Raw genomic sequence first — 16,738 nt, 5'->3', positions numbered from 1 at the left:
CATTGTCATCGTTCAGAAACCTTACTGACTTATTCTCCCGGCACTTTCCCAGGCTTATAGGTGTCGGCATGACGCTGCGCGTGTTGTTTCTGTCGATGCTCACCGCTCTGCTGCCGTTGACGGTGTCGGCCAGCGATTTGCCGACACCCGAACATGGCCCGGTGCTGCGCATCCAGGGCTCCAACACCATTGGTGCGGCACTAGGCCCGGCACTGATCGAGGGCTTGATGCGTGAACAGGGCCTGCTCAAGGTTCACCGCGAAACCCCGGACAAAGCCAACGAACAACGCATCGTCGGCGAAACCGTTCAGGGCCGTCGAGTCGAAGTGGAGGTTGCGGCCCACGGCTCCAGCACCGGGTTCAAAGCCCTGAAAAACGCCTCTGCCGAGCTCGCTGCCTCCTCGCGCCCGATCAAGGACAGCGAACGGCTGGATCTTGAGCCGCTGGGCGATCTGAAAAGCCCGATTGCCGAGCAAGTCATCGCCATCGACGGGCTGGCAATCATCCTTCATCCACACAATCCGCTGCAGCAACTCAACACCGTACAACTGGCGCGAATCTTCAGCGGCGAAGCGAAAACCTGGGAAGAACTCGGCGGCACCGGTGGGACAATTCATCTCTATGCGCGGGACGATCAATCGGGCACCTATGACACGTTCAAGGAACTGGTCCTCAGCCCGCGTGGGAAAATGCTGAGCGGCAACGCGAAACGCTTCGAATCCAGCGAGCAATTGTCCGACGCCGTCAGTCTGGACCCGCAAGGCATTGGCTTCATCGGTTTGCCTTATGTGCGCCAGGCCAAAGCCGTGGCCATTGTCGATGGCGACTCCCAGGCCATGCAGCCGCTCAATAGCCTGATCGCGACGGAAGATTACCCGCTGTCCCGTCGGCTGTTCTTTTACCTACCGCCGAATGGGAGAAATCCCTGGGCCAAGGCCTTGGTGACGTTTGCCCAAAGCAGCAAAGGCCAGGCGATCGTTGCGGCCAATGGCTTTATCGCGCAGACGGTTCAGGCCATGGCCGTCACACCGAATGCGTTGATGCCCGAGGGTTATCAGGCACTCAGCCGTCATGCCCAGCGGCTGACGGTGAATTTTCGTTTCGAAGAAGGTAGCGCGACGCTGGACAACAAGGCCCGGCAGGACCTGTCGCGGGTGCTCGACTATATAAAGCAGCACGACAAAACCAATCGGCAGGTGACGCTGGTAGGGTTTGGCGACGCCAAGAGCGACCCGGCGCGGGCCGACCTGCTGTCGAAACTACGGGCCATGGCGGTGCGGCGAGAGCTGGTGAAAAGCGGCGTGGTGTTTCGCGAGATTCGCGGGTTCGGCGCCGAGATGCCGGTGGCGACCAACAGCGGGGATGAGGGGCGGATCAAGAATCGGCGGGTTGAGGTTTGGGTGTATTGAATCTGATGTTTATGGGCTGAATGGGCCGACGCCATCGCGGGCAAGCCCGCTCCCACAGTGTCCGTGTCGTACACAAAAGCTGTGAACACCACTGCACCTGTGGGAGCGGGCTTGCCCGCGATGAACGATGACGCGGTGCCTGTCAGTGACCGCTACGCATCATCTCTTTAGGCACATATTTGCCGATCTCGAACTTGCCGATCGCTGCGCGGTGTACTTCGTCCGGGCCGTCGGCCAGGCGCAGGGTGCGTTGCATGGCATACATGTAGGCCAGCGGGAAATCGTTGGAAACCCCTGCCCCGCCATGGATCTGGATCGCCCGGTCGATCACCCGCAATGCCACGTTCGGCGCGACGACTTTGATCTGCGCGATTTCGCTCTTCGCTACCTTATTGCCGACGGTGTCCATCATGTACGCGGCTTTCAACGTCAGCAGACGCGCCATGTCGATCTCCATCCGCGAGTCGGCGATTTTGTCGATGTTACCGCCCAGGCGCGCCAGGGGTTTGCCAAACGCGGTGCGGTTGACCGCACGTTTGCACATCAGCTCCAACGCACGCTCGGCCATGCCGATCGAACGCATGCAGTGGTGAATCCGACCTGGGCCAAGGCGACCCTGAGCAATTTCGAAGCCGCGCCCTTCACCCAACAGGACGTTTTCGTACGGCACCCGAACGTTCTCGAACAGTACTTCGGCGTGACCGTGAGGCGCGTCGTCATAACCGAACACCGGCAGCGGACGCACAATCTTCACGCCCGGGGCATCCACCGGTACCAGAATCATTGAGTGCTGCGCATGGCGCGGTGCATCCGGGTTGCTCAGGCCCATGAAGATCAGAATCTTGCAGCGCGGATCGCAGGCGCCAGAGGTCCACCATTTCTTGCCGTTGATCACCCATTCGTCGCCATCACGCACAGCGCGGGCGGCCATGTTGGTGGCGTCGGACGAGGCCACGTCCGGCTCGGTCATGGCGAACGCCGAGCGGATCTCGCCGCGCAATAGCGGTTCGAGCCAGCGTTGTTTCTGTTCTTCATTGGCGTAACGCACCAGCACTTCCATATTGCCGGTGTCCGGTGCGGAGCAGTTGAACGGCTCAGGGCCCAGCAGCGAACGGCCCATGATTTCCGCCAATGGCGCATATTCGAGGTTGGTCAGGCCGGCGCCGAGTTCGGATTCAGGCAGAAACAAATTCCACAGGCCTTCAGCTTTGGCCTTGAGTTTGAGTTCCTCCATGATCGCCGTCGGCTGCCAGCGATCGCCCTCGGCGACCTGGCGTTCAAACACCGCTTCAGCGGGATAAACGTAGGTGTCCATGAACGCGGTCACGCGCTCACGCAGTTCCTGGACCTTGGGCGAATAAGCGAAATCCATGGCAGCTCTACCTTTTTATCTGGGGTTCAGAGGAGTTGTTCAGGTCATGCAATCGATGCTAGAACAGCTACGAAAATTTACCTAACCTATTCTCGGCGTGTATTAACATTCATCACCGATATATGATCGACTGAGTGCCAAGGCCCTCGGGTCCGATCAAGACGCCCCTAAAAACAAGAGTGCAGCGCATGAATCTGAGCAAGGTCGACCTCAACCTTTTCATCGTCTTCGACGCGATCTACACCGAAGCCAACCTGACTCGCGCCGGGCAGATTGTCGGCATTACTCAACCGGCCGTCTCGAACGCTCTGGCCCGCCTGCGCGAGACCTTCAACGATCCGCTTTTCGTGCGCACTGCCCAAGGCATGGTGCCGACGCCAATGGCGCAAAACATCATCGGCCCCGTGCGCAATGCCCTCTCCTTGCTGCGCGTGTCGGTGCAGGAAAGCCGCATCTTCAACCCGTTGCAGGCGGTCAAGACCTACCGCATCAGCATGACCGACCTCACTGAAGCGGTGATCCTGCCGCCGCTGTTCCAGCGCCTGCGTCGCCTGGCGCCGACGGTGATCATCGAAAGCTTCTTGTCCAAACGGCGTGAGACCACCAAGGAATTGGCCGCCGGGCGTCTCGATTTCGCAGTGGATGCGCCACTCAACACCGACCCGCAGGTGCGTCACGTCAAGTTGATGGAAGACCGTTACGTGTGCGCCATGCGCAAGGGCCATCCACTGGCAGGCAAAGACAAATTCACCCTCGACGATTATCTGTCCCTGACCCACATCCATATCTCCAGCCGTCGCAGCGGTCTGGGCTATGTCGACCTGGCCCTGGGCAAAATGGGCATACAGCGCAAAATCGCCCTGCGCTCCCAGCATTACCTGATGGCGTCCCAGGTGTTGCAGCAGACCGACATGGTCATGACCGTGCCGGAACGCTTCGCCCGTCGCCATGACTTGTACTCGGTGAACCTGCCGGTCAAAGAAGTTCCGCCGGTGGAAACACACCTCTACTGGCACGAAAGCACCGACCAGGACCCGGCCAACCGCTGGATGCGCGAGCAGATGATCGAGTTGTGCCAACAGGTCACGGCGCATGAGAAGAAGTTCGATAAGGTGTAGGGCTTTGGACCGCAGCGCCCTCATCGCGAGCAGGCTCGCTCCCACAGGGAATCTCTGTTTTACACAAATGTTGTGTTCAACATAGCTCTATTGTGGGAGCGAGCCTGCTCGCGATGAGGCCCGCAAGCACACCGAAGATCCATGCCCCTTGACGTAAACGTCAACCTGCCATTAGCTTAGCGCCATGACCTTTTTCGAGCGCTTCCATGAGCAGCCAGACCTATAGCATTTCCGACCTCGCCCGCGAGCTCGACATCACCACCCGGGCCATTCGCTTCTATGAGGAGCAAGGCCTGCTCAGCCCCGAGCGTCGTGGCCAGGAACGCATTTATTCGCCCCGTGACAAGGTCAGCCTGAAGCTGATCCTGCGGGGCAAGCGCATTGGTTTTTCCCTGGCCGAATGCCGCGAGCTGATCGAGCTCTATGACCCTTCCAGCGGTAACACCAAGCAACTGCACAGCATGCTGGTGAAAATCGCCGAACGTCGGGAACAACTCGAACAGCAACTGCTGGACATCGAACAGATGAAACTGGAACTCGACACGGCTGAAGAGCGCTGTACCCAGGCGCTGGAACAGACGATCAAGAGCCAGGAATCAGTCCAGTAGATCTACACAATTCCCTGTGGGAGCGGGCTTGCCCGCGATGAGGGCATGACATTCAACATTGATGCTGACTGACCCACCGCCATCGCGGGCAAGCCCGCTCCCACAGATTCTCTGAACATTCAGACAATCAGCACAGGTCGATTCCCATGTCCCTACCCACCCACGTACGCCTGGTCGAAGTCGGCCCCCGCGACGGTCTGCAAAACGAAGCCCAGCCCATCAGCGTTGCCGACAAGGTGCAACTGGTCGACGCACTGAGCGCCGCGGGCCTGGGCTATATAGAAGTCGGCAGTTTCGTCTCGCCCAAATGGGTGCCGCAAATGGCCGGTTCCGCCGAGGTCTTCGCGCAAATCCAGCGCAAACCGGGCGTGACCTATGGCGCCCTCGCCCCCAACCTGCGGGGCTTTGAAGATGCCATTGCCGCCGGGGTCAAGGAAGTCGCCGTGTTCGCCGCAGCGTCCGAATCGTTTTCCCAGCGCAACATCAATTGCTCGATCAGCGAGAGCCTGGAGCGCTTCGTACCGATCATGGATGCCGCCAAACAACACGGCGTCAGCGTGCGCGGTTACGTGTCCTGCGTGCTGGGCTGCCCTTATGAAGGTGACATCGCACCGGAGCAAGTCGCCCGGGTCGCTCGCGAGCTCTATGCGATGGGCTGCTACGAGGTTTCGCTGGGGGACACCATCGGCACCGGCACCGCTGGCGCGACCCGCAAGATGTTCGAAGTGGTTTCGGCCGATGTGCCACGTGAAAAACTAGCCGGGCACTTCCACGACACCTATGGCCAGGCCATGGCCAACATCTACGCCAGCCTGCTGGAAGGCATCGCGGTGTTCGACAGCTCCATCGCCGGCCTCGGTGGCTGCCCATACGCCAAGGGCGCCAGCGGTAATGTCGCGACTGAAGACGTTGTTTACCTGCTCAATGGCCTGGGCATCGAGACCGGAATCGACCTGGATGCCTTGATTCGGGCCGGCCAACAGATTTGCGCTGTGCTGGGGCGCCCTACCGGTTCGCGCGTGGCCAACGCCCGCAGCGCGCAGTGACAGGTGTGGATGTGTCCGGGTGTTACCGCGTGTGCTGAAACGTGGGCGGAAACGAGTAACACGGAAACAAATTGTCAGGTTTGGGTGGGATAAGAAATCCTACGAAAAACTCAAAGCATTGAATTTAAAGGGTTTTTAAAAGTTGGCACGGCTTCTGCTATCTCTATGGCATAACAAGAATAAAAACTGCAAACCAATAAAAATAAGACGTAACGACTCTGACATAACAAGAACAACACGGCAGAGACGCAGCTAACAGATTTTTTTGGAGAGGATGTGCTTTTCTGGGTGCTTTTCGAAGTAACCCGCAACCGGGCAGAGAACAATAAAACTACCCTCAGGTAGCTCCCGAATTGGTTGGATCGCTTAGCGAAAAAGTAGATCAGCGCTCAAAAAAATACGTTTGCTCTTGATCCCGAATGGGGATCGACAAAAACAGCGGTAAAGGGCCACGGTTACCAAAAACAACAACAGACCGCCCCTCAATAATAAAAAAAGAGCACGTACGACAAAATTAAAGGGGAGCTTCGGCTCCCCTTTGTGCTTTCTCGTGTTTGCCATTTCCATTGCGCCCCCCTTGTGGAAGCGAGCCTGCTCGCGATAGCGGTGGATCAGTCGCATCTCTATTGGATGTGCTGCCGTCATCGCGAGCAGGCTCGCTCCCACAAGAAATTGAGGTCAGGCCTGGTTATCTCGCAGCTCCTCAATGCTGATCTCACGCATCCGAAACTTCTGGATTTTGCCGGTCACGGTCATCGGAAACTCCTCGACGAATTTGAAGTAACGCGGCGTCTTGAAGTGTGCGATGCGCTCCTTGCACCAGGCTTGCAGCTCCTGCTCGGTGGCGCTGTGGCCGGGGTGGAATTTGATCCAGGCAACGATCTCTTCACCATAACGGGAACAAGGAATGCCGATCACCTGCACGTCGGCGACCGCCGGGTGGGTGAAGAAGAACTCTTCCAGCTCCCTTGGGTAAACATTCTCTCCGCCACGGATGATCATGTCCTTGTTACGCCCGGCGATGCACACATAGCCTTCGTCGTTCATGCTTGCCAGATCGCCGGTGTGCATCCAGCCCGCCTCATCGATAGCCTCGGCGGTGCCTTGCGGATTATTCCAGTAGCCGAGCATCACGCTGTAGCCCCGAGTACACAGCTCACCAATGGTGCCGCGTGGCACCAGGTTGTCCGCCTCGTCGATAATTTTGCTTTCCAGTTGCGGCTGGGTTCGGCCAACGGTGGTGACGCGCAGTTCCAGTTCGTCTGACGGACCGGTCTGCAAAGACACAGGGCTGGTTTCCGTCATGCCGTAGGCAATTTGCACTTCGCTCATGTGCATTTCGCTGATAACCCGGCGCATTACCTCGATCGGACAGGTCGCCCCGGCCATGATCCCGGTGCGCAGGCTCGACAAATCAAACTCGGCGCGCTTGGGCTGATCGAGCATGGCGATGAACATGGTCGGCACGCCGTAAAGCGCGGTGGCTTTTTCTTCAGCGACGGTGCTCAGCGTCAGCAATGGATCGAAAGCGTCGCTGGGGTAAATCATGGTGCTGGCGTGGGTGACGCAGCCAAGATTGCCCATGACCATGCCGAAGCAGTGATACAGCGGCACCGGAATCACCAGCCGATCATTGGCGGTCAGCCCGAGGCTTTCGCCGACCATGTAACCGTTATTGAGAATGTTGTAGTGACTGAGGGTCGCGCCCTTGGGGAAACCGGTGGTGCCGGAGGTGTACTGAATGTTCACCGCTTGGTCGAAATGCAGGCTGTCCTGACGTTCGCGCAATTGCTCGATCGACACGCTGGCCGCCAGATCGGTCAGCTGCGACCAAGGCAGGAAACCCGATGGCGGTTGCGCATCCAGGCTGATCACCCCGCGCAGTTCCGGCAGACGTTCGCTCTGCAACTGGCCGATGGATTGCTCCGCCAGTTCCGGTACCAGCCCTTGCAACATGCCGTGATAGTCGGAGGTCTTGAAGGCGCCGGCACAGACCAGCCATTGGCAACCGGACTGCTTCAACACGTATTCGAGTTCGGACCTGCGGTAAGCCGGATTGATGTTGACCAGAATCACGCCGATTTTCGCGCTGGCGAACTGGCTGATGCACCACTGGGCACAATTCGGCGCCCAGATGCCGAGCCGGTCACCGGTCTGCAAACCCAACGCCAGAAATGCTCTGGCGTGCAAGTCGACGGCCTCTGACAGCTGCTGCCAAGTGTAGCGCAGCTGTTGATGACGCACGACCAACGCCTCCCCATTCGGGTATTGCGCGACCGTGTTATCGAACGCCTGACCGATGGTCATCGCCAGCAAGGCTTTGTCCTGGGAACCACGGGTATAGCTGCGCTGCGGGTTTGCACTGGGTTGATCCATGATGACCCCTATTGTCTTTATTGTCGGAGCGAGGCTTGTGTGGCGAGGGAGCTTGCTCCCGCTCGGCTGCGCAGCAGTCGTGAAATCAGCAATCAGGTGCTGCCTGCCACACCTCGGTTGCTGATTTTGCGACCGCTTCGCGCTCGAGCGGGAGCAAGCTCCCTCGCCACAGTCTTTCAGAACTTGCTCTACTCTCGCTCAAGTTGACGTTAACGTAAAGGGTGATTGACAGCCATTCGTCACAGGCTTACGTTAACGTAAAGGTGAGAGCCGAATCACTGCCCTCCCCGCCCTACAAAAAAGCCAAAAGGTGCCCCATGAGCTACCCATCCCTGAACTTTGCCCTCGGTGAAACCATCGACATGCTGCGCGATCAGGTTCAGTCCTTCGTCGCCAAAGAGATCGCCCCGCGCGCCGCTCAGATCGACATCGACAACCTGTTCCCGGCCGACCTGTGGCGCAAATTCGGCGACATGGGCCTGCTCGGCATTACCGTGCCAGAAGAATACGGCGGTGCTGGCCTGGGTTACCTGGCGCACGTCGTCGCCATGGAAGAAATCAGCCGTGGTTCGGCCTCGGTCGCCCTGTCCTATGGCGCCCACTCCAACCTTTGCGTCAACCAGATCAACCGCAACGGCACTCACGAACAGAAAAGCAAATACCTGCCCAAATTGATCAGCGGCGAGCATATCGGTGCCTTGGCCATGAGCGAACCGAATGCCGGTTCCGACGTGGTGTCGATGAAACTGCGCGCCGACAAACGCGGCGATCACTACGTACTCAACGGCAGCAAAACCTGGATCACCAACGGCCCTGACGCCAACACCTACGTGATCTACGCCAAGACCGACCTGGAAAAAGGCCCGCACGGCATCACCGCGTTCATCGTCGAGCGCGACTGGAAAGGCTTCAGCCGCAGCAGCAAGTTCGACAAACTCGGCATGCGCGGCTCGAACACTTGCGAGCTGTTTTTCGATGACGTCGAAGTCCCGGAAGAAAACATCCTCGGCGTGCTCAACGGCGGCGTGAAAGTGCTGATGAGCGGTCTCGACTACGAGCGCGTAGTGCTTTCCGGTGGCCCGACCGGGATCATGCAAGCCTGCATGGACCTGATCGTTCCTTACATCCACGACCGCAAGCAGTTCGGCCAGAGCATTGGCGAATTCCAGTTGATCCAGGGCAAGGTCGCCGACATGTACACCCAACTCAACGCCAGTCGCGCCTACCTCTATGCGGTGGCCCAGGCCTGCGAGCGCGGCGAAACCGCGCGCAAGGACGCCGCCGGAGTGATCCTCTACAGCGCCGAATGCGCGACCCGGATGGCCCTCGACGCGATCCAGATTCTCGGTGGCAACGGTTACATCAATGAATTCCCGGCCGGCCGTTTGCTGCGTGACGCCAAGCTGTACGAAATCGGCGCCGGCACCAGTGAGATCCGTCGCATGCTCATCGGTCGCGAACTGTTCAACGAAACCCGCTAAACGGAGCTGCACATGGCCATCCTGCATACCCAGCTCAACCCCCGTTCAGCGGAGTTCGCGGCCAACAGCGCGGCGATGCTCAAACAGGTCGACGCCCTGCACACCCTGCTTGCGCAAGTGCAGCAAGGTGGCGGCCCGAAGGCTCAAGAACGCCACACCTCGCGGGGCAAACTGCTGCCGCGTGAACGGATCAATCGTCTGCTCGATCCGGGTTCGCCATTTCTCGAAATCAGCCAATTGGCGGCCTACGCGGTGTATGGCGAAGACGTTCCCGCCGCTGGGGTGATTGCCGGTATCGGCCGGGTGGAAGGCGTCGAATGCATGATCGTCGCCAACGATGCCACTGTGAAAGGCGGCTCGTATTACCCGCTGACCGTGAAAAAGCACCTGCGCGCACAAACCATCGCCCAGCAAAATCGCCTGCCCTGCATCTATCTGGTGGACTCCGGCGGCGCCAACTTGCCGCGTCAGGATGAAGTGTTCCCGGACCGCGAACACTTCGGGCGGATCTTCTTCAACCAGGCCAACATGAGCGCCATGGGCATTCCGCAGATTGCGGTGGTCATGGGCTCGTGCACCGCCGGTGGCGCTTATGTACCAGCGATGGCCGATGAAGCAATCATGGTCCGTCAGCAGGCAACGATTTTCCTCGCTGGCCCACCGTTGGTGAAAGCTGCGACGGGTGAAGTGGTCAGCGCCGAAGACCTCGGCGGGGCCGATGTGCACTGCAAGATTTCCGGTGTTGCCGACCATTACGCCGAGAGCGATGAACACGCCCTCGCATTGGCCCGGCGCAGCGTCGCCAACCTCAATTGGCGCAAGCTCGGTGAACTGCAACAACGCACGCCGATCGCGCCGCTGTACAGCCGCGACGAGTTGTACGGCGTGGTGTCGGCGGATGCCAAGCAACCATTCGACGTGCGCGAAGTGATTGCGCGCCTGGTGGACGGCTCGGTGTTCGATGAGTTCAAGGCGTTGTTCGGCACTACGCTGGTCTGCGGCTTTGCTCACTTGCACGGTTACCCGATCGCGATCCTCGCCAACAACGGCATTCTTTTCGCCGAAGCCGCGCAGAAAGGCGCGCACTTCATCGAACTGGCCTGCCAGCGCGGCATTCCATTGCTGTTCCTGCAAAACATCACCGGTTTCATGGTCGGCCAGAAATACGAAGCAGGCGGCATCGCCAAGCACGGCGCGAAACTGGTGACCGCCGTGGCCTGCGCCAAGGTGCCGAAATTCACCGTGATCATCGGTGGCAGCTTCGGCGCCGGTAACTACGGCATGTGCGGTCGGGCTTACGATCCACGCTTCCTGTGGATGTGGCCGAACGCGCGGATTGGCGTGATGGGAGCAGAACAGGCGGCGGGCGTGCTGGTGCAGGTCAAGCGCGAGCAGGCCGAGCGCGGTGGTCATGGTTTCAGCGCCGAGCAGGAAGCCGAGATCAAGCAACCGATCCTCGATCAATACGAAGAACAGGGGCATCCCTATTATTCCAGCGCTCGACTGTGGGACGACGGTGTCATCGACCCGGCGCAGACCCGCGACGTGCTGGCCCTGGCCTTGTCGGCATCGCTGAATGCGCCAATCGAACCGAGCCGCTTCGGCGTGTTCCGGATGTGATTTTCTGTGGGAGCGGGCTTGTGTGGCGAGGGGGCTTGCCCCCGTTCGATTGCGAAGCAATCGTAAAACCGGTTATCGCGTTCGCGAGCAAGCACGCCCCCACAAGGACCGTGGAGACGGATGAATATGAGCGACTTCAACACCCTCGAACTGCTGAGCGATCCAAGGGGTTTTGCGACCTTGTGGCTCAGCCGTGAAGAAAAGAACAACGCCTTCAACGCCGAAATGATCCGCGAACTGATCCTCGCGCTGGACAAAGTGTCGAGCGATGCCAGTCTGCGTTTTCTGCTGATCCGCGGTCGCGGCAAGCATTTCAGCGCCGGCGCCGATCTGGCCTGGATGCAGCAATCGGCCGAACTCGATTACCACACCAACCTCGACGACGCCCGGGAACTGGCGGAGTTGATGTACAACCTCGCCAAGCTGAAAATCCCGACCGTGGCGGTGGTACAAGGCGCGGCCTATGGCGGCGCGCTGGGCCTGATCAGTTGCTGTGACATGGCCATCGGCGCCGACGACGCGCAGTTCTGTCTGTCGGAAGTGCGCATCGGCCTCGCGCCGGCGGTCATCAGCCCGTTCGTGGTGCAAGCCATCGGCGAGCGCGCGGCACGGCGCTATGCCTTGACCGCCGAACGTTTCGGCGGGCAACGGGCTCGGGAAATTGGCTTGTTGTCGGAAAGCTACCCGATGGCTGAACTGGAGCAGAAAGTCGATCAGTGGATCGACAACCTGCTGCTCAACAGCCCGGCGGCCATGCGCGCCAGCAAGGATTTACTGCGTGAAGTCGGCCATGGCGCACTGACCCCGGCGCTGCGGCGCTACACCGAAAACGCCATCGCCCGAATCCGCGTCAGCCCCGAAGGCCAGGAAGGCCTGCGCGCCTTCCTGCAAAAACGCTCGCCAACCTGGCAAGCCGAAACCACCCTCAAGGAGCCGCGTTGATGAGCGCACCTGTTCTCACCACCCTGTTGGTGGCCAACCGCGGCGAAATCGCTTGCCGAGTGATGCGCACAGCCAAGGCTCTGGGCCTGACCACTGTGGCCGTGCACAGCGCCACCGACCGTGATGCCCGGCACAGCCGCGAAGCCGATATACGCGTCAACCTGGGCGGCAGCAAAGCCGCCGACAGTTACCTGCAAATCGACAAACTGATCGCTGCCGCGAAAGCCAGCGGCGCTCAGGCGATTCATCCCGGTTATGGTTTTCTCTCGGAAAACGCCGGGTTCGCCCGCGCGATCGAAGCGGCCGGCCTGATCTTCCTCGGCCCGCCCGCCTCGGCCATTGACGCCATGGGGAGCAAGTCCGCGGCCAAAGCCTTGATGGAAACCGCCGGCGTGCCACTGGTGCCCGGCTATCATGGCGAAGCTCAGGACCTCGACACCTTCCGCGACGCCTGCGAACGCATCGGTTATCCGGTGCTGCTCAAGGCCACGGCGGGCGGTGGCGGCAAAGGCATGAAAGTGGTCGAGGACGTCAGCCAATTGGCCGAAGCCCTGGCCTCGGCGCAACGTGAAGCGCAGTCGTCGTTCGGCGACTCGCGGATGTTGGTGGAGAAGTACCTGCTCAAGCCACGCCACGTGGAAATCCAGGTATTCGCCGACCAGCATGGCAACTGTCTGTACCTCAACGAACGTGATTGCTCGATCCAGCGTCGGCATCAGAAAGTCGTCGAAGAAGCCCCGGCTCCGGGTCTGAGCCCGGAACTGCGTCGGGCCATGGGCGAAGCCGCCGTGCGCTCGGCACAGGCTATCGGCTACGTCGGTGCCGGCACCGTGGAGTTTTTGCTGGATGCGCGCGGTGAGTTTTTCTTCATGGAGATGAACACGCGCCTGCAAGTCGAACACCCGGTCACCGAAGCCATCACCGGCCTCGACCTGGTGGCCTGGCAGATTCGCGTGGCTCGCGGTGAAGCGCTGCCGATGACTCAATACCAGGTGCCGCTGATCGGCCATGCGATCGAAGTGCGGCTGTACGCCGAAGACCCAGGCAACGATTTTCTACCGGCCACCGGACGTCTGGCGTTGTATCGCGAGTCCGCCGCAGGACCGGGGCGTCGCGTGGACAGTGGCGTTGAAGAAGACGACGAGATTTCGCCGTTCTACGACCCAATGCTCGGCAAGCTGATTGCCTGGGGCGAAGACCGTGAACAGGCGCGGCTGCGTTTGCTGAGCATGCTTGATGAGTTTGCCATTGGTGGACTGAAGACCAACATCAACTTCCTGCGCCGAATCATCGGCCACCCTGCCTTTGCCGCGGCGGAGCTGGATACCGGTTTTATTCCGCGTTATCAGGAACAACTGCTGCCAGCACCTTCAGACCTCAGCGATGAATTCTGGCAAGCGGCCGCGCAGGCATTCGCCCAGAGTCAGCCGAGCACGACCCGCGCTGATGACCTGAGTTCGCCTTGGGGTATCGGCAACGGATTCCGTGCCGGACTACCGACAGAAATCACCCTGCATTTGAGTTGCGAAGGGCAAGACCGGGCGCTGACCCTGGGCGATGCCGACGCTTATACCGCACAGTTCAAGGGTGAATACCTGCTGACCGAACATAACGGCTTGCGCCAACAGCATCGGGCAATCCGCCGTGGCGATACGCTATATCTGCAATGGGACGGTGAACTGCGCCGCATCGAGTCGTATGACCCGATCAGTGCCGTCGAAGCCAGTCACAGCCATCAGGGCGGACTCACCGCGCCTATGAACGGCAGCATCGTGCGAGTGCTGGTGGAGGCCGGGCAAACGGTCGAAGCCGGGGCGCAATTGGTGGTGCTGGAAGCGATGAAAATGGAGCACAGCATTCGCGCGCCCCACGCCGGAGTGATCAAGGCGTTGTATTGCCAGGAAGGCGAAATGGTCAGCGAAGGCAGTGCTTTGGTGGAGTTGGAACACGCGTAAAATGAAGATCGGTCCTACGCATTGCGAGGACCGATCTGATTAGAATTTGGCAGTCGCCTGAACCACCACGCCGATGATTCGGCATTCTTCGGTGTAAAGGGCTTTCGGATAGGTCGGATTGAGCGGGACCAGGTAACGCTGCCCGCCCTCTTCGATCAGTTTGCGAAAAACCGCCTCGGCGCTGCCAGGCCATTGGGCGATCACCAGTTTGCCAGGCTCCGGCACGATGGCCGGGTCCACCAGAATCAACATGTCCGCGGCAATGCTCATACCCGAGGGTGCGGTCATCGCATCACCGACCACCACCAGCCAGAACGCAGCGCCCTGTGCGTGGTAATCGGACAGCTCGAAGCGCGGCTTGCTGACAGCCGATGAAGCGCCGTAGGTCAATAACTCCCCGTCGCGCACCTCCCCGGTTTCCCGCCAGTCACTGACCGGGTAGCGAAAGTACGGGTTGTACTTCTGCGTCAGAGAGATCTCTTCATCCTGTGAGATCTGCGGTTCCCTGATCACCATCGCGACTTCCAGATAGTCCATCCCCAGCGCCTGCAAGACACGGTTCATCTCTTGGATGCGGGGCTGACGACGTTTATTCAGCCAATGGCCGACGCCGCCCTGGGACATTCCGATGCGCTCGGCGAGTATCTCTTGAGTGACTTTGAGTTCACTCATTTTGGCCTTGACCAATTCAATCCATTTATCCATGTGCGGCACGATACGTGGGGTACTCCGACCAACAAAACACAAATTGTAGTATTTAAATTCAAGACACAAATACAGTACGTACTAAGCTGGGCTCACGGATTTGAATCTATCACGGAGCTCGCCATCGTCATGACCATCCCCAGCATTCCCCTGCCCGATACGCAATTCGACACTACGCTCAACTCGCCAAAAGGCTCTGCTGCCGCACAGCGGGCACTGGACTATTACTTGAAACCAGCTGTGTCAGAAGAGGCCGGCGAAGAACGTTTCTTCGATGTGAACCGTAACATCAGCAGCGAAGAAGCACTGGTCCATGCTTCGGATCTGTTGCGCTGTGCCGCCGCCACCGCGCATGAATCAGCCAACCAGCTGCAGGGCGCAAGCCGGGATCTGGCGTTTTCGACGGTGCACATGATCGACATGGCCAAGGCGATGGTCGACCGGTCCCTGGAGGGCAATCAGAACGATTGAGGAGGAAGCGCTCAGGAGCTGAACAGGAAAATTTCCAATCGCGCAGATAAAAACATTTGACTTGCAAATGATAATGATTATTATTGCATGCATCTGATCGCGAGATCAGTCGATGGCCCAAGGGACCTTAGGTCGGTCTCCTGGACTATCTCCTCATCAGGCTAATCACGGTTTTTGACCCGGCTTTTTGCCGGGTCTTTTTTTTGCCAGTTATTCTGGCTTTTGCTTCAGGCTAATGAAGTCTGTGGATGCTGCAAATTCGATTGGCGCGGATGATATCAAAAGAATATCTGTTGGCAAGAGAGGCCCGGTAGCATTGGGCCAAACTAACGAAAATAGCACTTGAGAATCACTCGCGCAGTCTCTAAGCTGCATCGGCGTCAAGGAGGACGCCCCCCCTTTTTATCCCCCGCAATTTCCCCCGGTTTCTCCCTCCCTTGCGTGTAAAGTAGCAGCCATAAAAATCATATTCAGGAACCGATTATGGCCGTGGGTAAATCTTCTTTCGACATCAGTGCAAACTTCGACAGCGGCAACATCGAAGTGCTGGACATCAGCAATCCTTTGCAAGCGCTGCTGGCGATCAAGCCAGACACCCGCAGCCAGCACTTCCAGTGGTTCCACTTCAAGGCCAGCGGTCTGCACGTTGGTCAAGATCATTGGTTTCGTCTGAACAACGCCAGTAAATCCTCGTACAACAAGGCTTGGGATGGCTATCAGGCGGTGGCGTCCTATGACCATGTCAACTGGTTCCGGGTGCCGACCATTTTTGAAGGCGACTGCCTGCGTTTCAGCCTCGAAGCCACTGCCACCCATGCCTGGTTCGCCTATTTCGAACCTTACAGCCGTGGCCGCCATGACTGGCTGATCGAACAGGCCCTGACCAAAGCCGGCACCGAACTGCTGGCCACCGGCAAAAGTGTTGAAGGTCGCGACATCCAGTTGTTACGCAAAGGCACGGGTGCCGAAGGTCAGCGCAAGGTCTGGATCATCGCCCAACAACACCCCGGCGAACACATGGCCGAATGGTTCATGGAAGGCGTGATCGAGCGCCTGGAAAAACACGACGACCCGGTGCTGAAAAAACTCCTGGCCAGTGCCGACCTGTACCTGGTGCCGAACATGAACCCGGACGGCGCCTTCCACGGTCATTTGCGCACCAACGCCATGGGCCAGGACCTGAACCGTGCGTGGCAGAGCGCCAGCCAGGAAATCAGCCCGGAAGTGCTGTTCGTTCAGCAGCAGATGGAAAAGTATGGCGTCGACCTGTTCCTCGACATCCATGGCGATGAAGAAATCCCCCACGTGTTCACTGCCGGTTGCGAAGGCAATCCGGGCTACACGTCGCGGATCGAAAAACTCGAAGAACATTTTCGCAATCATCTGAAACATCAGACCAAAGACTTCCAGACCAAACACGGCTACACCCGCGACGAGCCTGGCAAAGCCAACATGACCCTGGCCTGCAACAGCGTCGGTCAGAAGTTCGACTGCCTGTCGCTGACCCTGGAAATGCCCTTCAAAGACCACAACGACGCACCGAACCCGCTGACCGGCTGGTCCGGCAAACGTTCGAAGCAGTTGGGCAAGGATGTGCTGACGACCATCGCCGACATGGTCGATACCTTGCGTTGA

General features: G+C 59.1%; 13 protein-coding genes. 10 read left to right on the top strand and 3 right to left on the bottom strand.

All coding sequences use genetic code 11. From position 1 onward, the window contains the following. Positions 1–68: 68 nt before the first annotated feature. Positions 69–1,409 (top strand): substrate-binding domain-containing protein, encoded by a 1,341-nt coding sequence (locus AB3226_RS24160; RefSeq protein WP_367374912.1) that lies wholly within the window; start codon positions 69–71, stop codon positions 1,407–1,409. Positions 1,410–1,551: 142 nt separating this feature from the next. On the opposite strand, the gene AB3226_RS24155 is transcribed toward AB3226_RS24160, so the two are convergent. Next, positions 1,552–2,781 carry an acyl-CoA dehydrogenase gene (locus AB3226_RS24155; RefSeq protein ID WP_367374911.1) on the bottom strand — a complete coding sequence of 410 codons (1,230 nt, stop codon included), beginning with the start codon at positions 2,779–2,781 and terminating at the stop codon, positions 1,552–1,554. Positions 2,782–2,969: 188 nt separating this feature from the next. Between AB3226_RS24155 and AB3226_RS24150 the strand changes: the two genes are divergently transcribed. The 3 genes from AB3226_RS24150 (at position 2,970) to AB3226_RS24140 (ending at position 5,553) form a co-directional block, all read left to right on the top strand. Further along, positions 2,970–3,899, top strand: coding sequence for a LysR family transcriptional regulator (locus tag AB3226_RS24150; protein WP_367374910.1), 930 nt, complete (start codon positions 2,970–2,972; stop codon positions 3,897–3,899). A gap of 206 nt (positions 3,900–4,105) precedes the next feature. Then, positions 4,106–4,507, top strand: coding sequence for a MerR family DNA-binding transcriptional regulator (locus tag AB3226_RS24145; protein ID WP_367374909.1), 402 nt, complete (start codon positions 4,106–4,108; stop codon positions 4,505–4,507). Between the two features lie 146 nt (positions 4,508–4,653). Then, complete coding sequence (locus tag AB3226_RS24140; RefSeq protein ID WP_367374908.1) at positions 4,654–5,553, top strand: hydroxymethylglutaryl-CoA lyase; 900 nt, start codon at positions 4,654–4,656, stop codon at positions 5,551–5,553. 678 nt (positions 5,554–6,231) lie between these two features. Here AB3226_RS24140 and AB3226_RS24135 read toward each other — a convergent pair. Next, positions 6,232–7,929, bottom strand: a complete 1,698-nt coding sequence (locus AB3226_RS24135; protein ID WP_367374907.1) for an AMP-binding protein — start codon at positions 7,927–7,929, stop codon at positions 6,232–6,234. A gap of 317 nt (positions 7,930–8,246) precedes the next feature. On the opposite strand from AB3226_RS24135, the gene AB3226_RS24130 reads away from it, so the two are divergent. The 4 genes from AB3226_RS24130 (at position 8,247) to AB3226_RS24115 (ending at position 13,927) form a co-directional block, all read left to right on the top strand. Then, positions 8,247–9,410, top strand: coding sequence for an isovaleryl-CoA dehydrogenase (locus tag AB3226_RS24130; RefSeq protein WP_008014292.1), 1,164 nt, complete (start codon positions 8,247–8,249; stop codon positions 9,408–9,410). A 12-nt stretch (positions 9,411–9,422) separates the two neighbouring features. Then, a complete protein-coding gene (locus AB3226_RS24125; protein ID WP_367374906.1) occupies positions 9,423–11,030 on the top strand; it encodes a carboxyl transferase domain-containing protein in 1,608 nt (535 codons plus the stop codon). Between the two features lie 126 nt (positions 11,031–11,156). Beyond that, positions 11,157–11,972, top strand: a complete 816-nt coding sequence (locus tag AB3226_RS24120) for a gamma-carboxygeranoyl-CoA hydratase (RefSeq protein WP_007904070.1) — start codon at positions 11,157–11,159, stop codon at positions 11,970–11,972. Then, positions 11,972–13,927 carry a biotin carboxylase N-terminal domain-containing protein gene (locus AB3226_RS24115; RefSeq protein WP_367374905.1) on the top strand — a complete coding sequence of 652 codons (1,956 nt, stop codon included), beginning with the start codon at positions 11,972–11,974 and terminating at the stop codon, positions 13,925–13,927. Before AB3226_RS24120 ends, AB3226_RS24115 begins: the two co-directional genes overlap by 1 nt. 39 nt (positions 13,928–13,966) lie before the next feature. On the opposite strand, the gene AB3226_RS24110 is transcribed toward AB3226_RS24115, so the two are convergent. Beyond that, the gene (locus AB3226_RS24110; protein WP_367374904.1) at positions 13,967–14,632 is read right to left on the bottom strand and encodes a LexA family protein; all 666 of its coding nucleotides are present in this window, start codon (positions 14,630–14,632) and stop codon (positions 13,967–13,969) included. Positions 14,633–14,761: 129 nt separating this feature from the next. Between AB3226_RS24110 and AB3226_RS24105 the strand changes: the two genes are divergently transcribed. Together AB3226_RS24105 and AB3226_RS24100 are read left to right on the top strand one after the other, a co-directional pair. Further along, entirely contained in the window at positions 14,762–15,103 is a 342-nt protein-coding gene (locus AB3226_RS24105; RefSeq protein ID WP_367374903.1) for a DUF6124 family protein, read from the top strand. Between the two features lie 483 nt (positions 15,104–15,586). Beyond that, a complete protein-coding gene (locus AB3226_RS24100) occupies positions 15,587–16,738 on the top strand; it encodes a M14-type cytosolic carboxypeptidase (RefSeq protein ID WP_367374902.1) in 1,152 nt (383 codons plus the stop codon).

This window comes from Pseudomonas lini (assembly GCF_964063345.1).
GTDB lineage: Bacteria > Pseudomonadota > Gammaproteobacteria > Pseudomonadales > Pseudomonadaceae > Aquipseudomonas > Aquipseudomonas lini_B.
Note: the sequence above shows the minus strand (reverse complement) of the source record. Positions and strands in the feature narration are given on the sequence as shown.

Coding starts and splice junctions, on each gene's coding strand:
- AB3226_RS24120 (WP_007904070.1), top strand. CDS start 11,157: ATGAGCGACTTCAACACCCTCGAACTGCTGAGCGATCCAAGGGGTTTT.
- AB3226_RS24100 (WP_367374902.1), top strand. CDS start 15,587: ATGGCCGTGGGTAAATCTTCTTTCGACATCAGTGCAAACTTCGACAGC.
- AB3226_RS24150 (WP_367374910.1), top strand. CDS start 2,970: ATGAATCTGAGCAAGGTCGACCTCAACCTTTTCATCGTCTTCGACGCG.
- AB3226_RS24135 (WP_367374907.1), bottom strand. CDS start 7,929: ATGGATCAACCCAGTGCAAACCCGCAGCGCAGCTATACCCGTGGTTCC.
- AB3226_RS24160 (WP_367374912.1), top strand. CDS start 69: ATGACGCTGCGCGTGTTGTTTCTGTCGATGCTCACCGCTCTGCTGCCG.
- AB3226_RS24105 (WP_367374903.1), top strand. CDS start 14,762: ATGACCATCCCCAGCATTCCCCTGCCCGATACGCAATTCGACACTACG.
- AB3226_RS24110 (WP_367374904.1), bottom strand. CDS start 14,632: ATGGATAAATGGATTGAATTGGTCAAGGCCAAAATGAGTGAACTCAAA.
- AB3226_RS24130 (WP_008014292.1), top strand. CDS start 8,247: ATGAGCTACCCATCCCTGAACTTTGCCCTCGGTGAAACCATCGACATG.
- AB3226_RS24155 (WP_367374911.1), bottom strand. CDS start 2,781: ATGGATTTCGCTTATTCGCCCAAGGTCCAGGAACTGCGTGAGCGCGTG.
- AB3226_RS24145 (WP_367374909.1), top strand. CDS start 4,106: ATGAGCAGCCAGACCTATAGCATTTCCGACCTCGCCCGCGAGCTCGAC.
- AB3226_RS24125 (WP_367374906.1), top strand. CDS start 9,423: ATGGCCATCCTGCATACCCAGCTCAACCCCCGTTCAGCGGAGTTCGCG.
- AB3226_RS24115 (WP_367374905.1), top strand. CDS start 11,972: ATGAGCGCACCTGTTCTCACCACCCTGTTGGTGGCCAACCGCGGCGAA.
- AB3226_RS24140 (WP_367374908.1), top strand. CDS start 4,654: ATGTCCCTACCCACCCACGTACGCCTGGTCGAAGTCGGCCCCCGCGAC.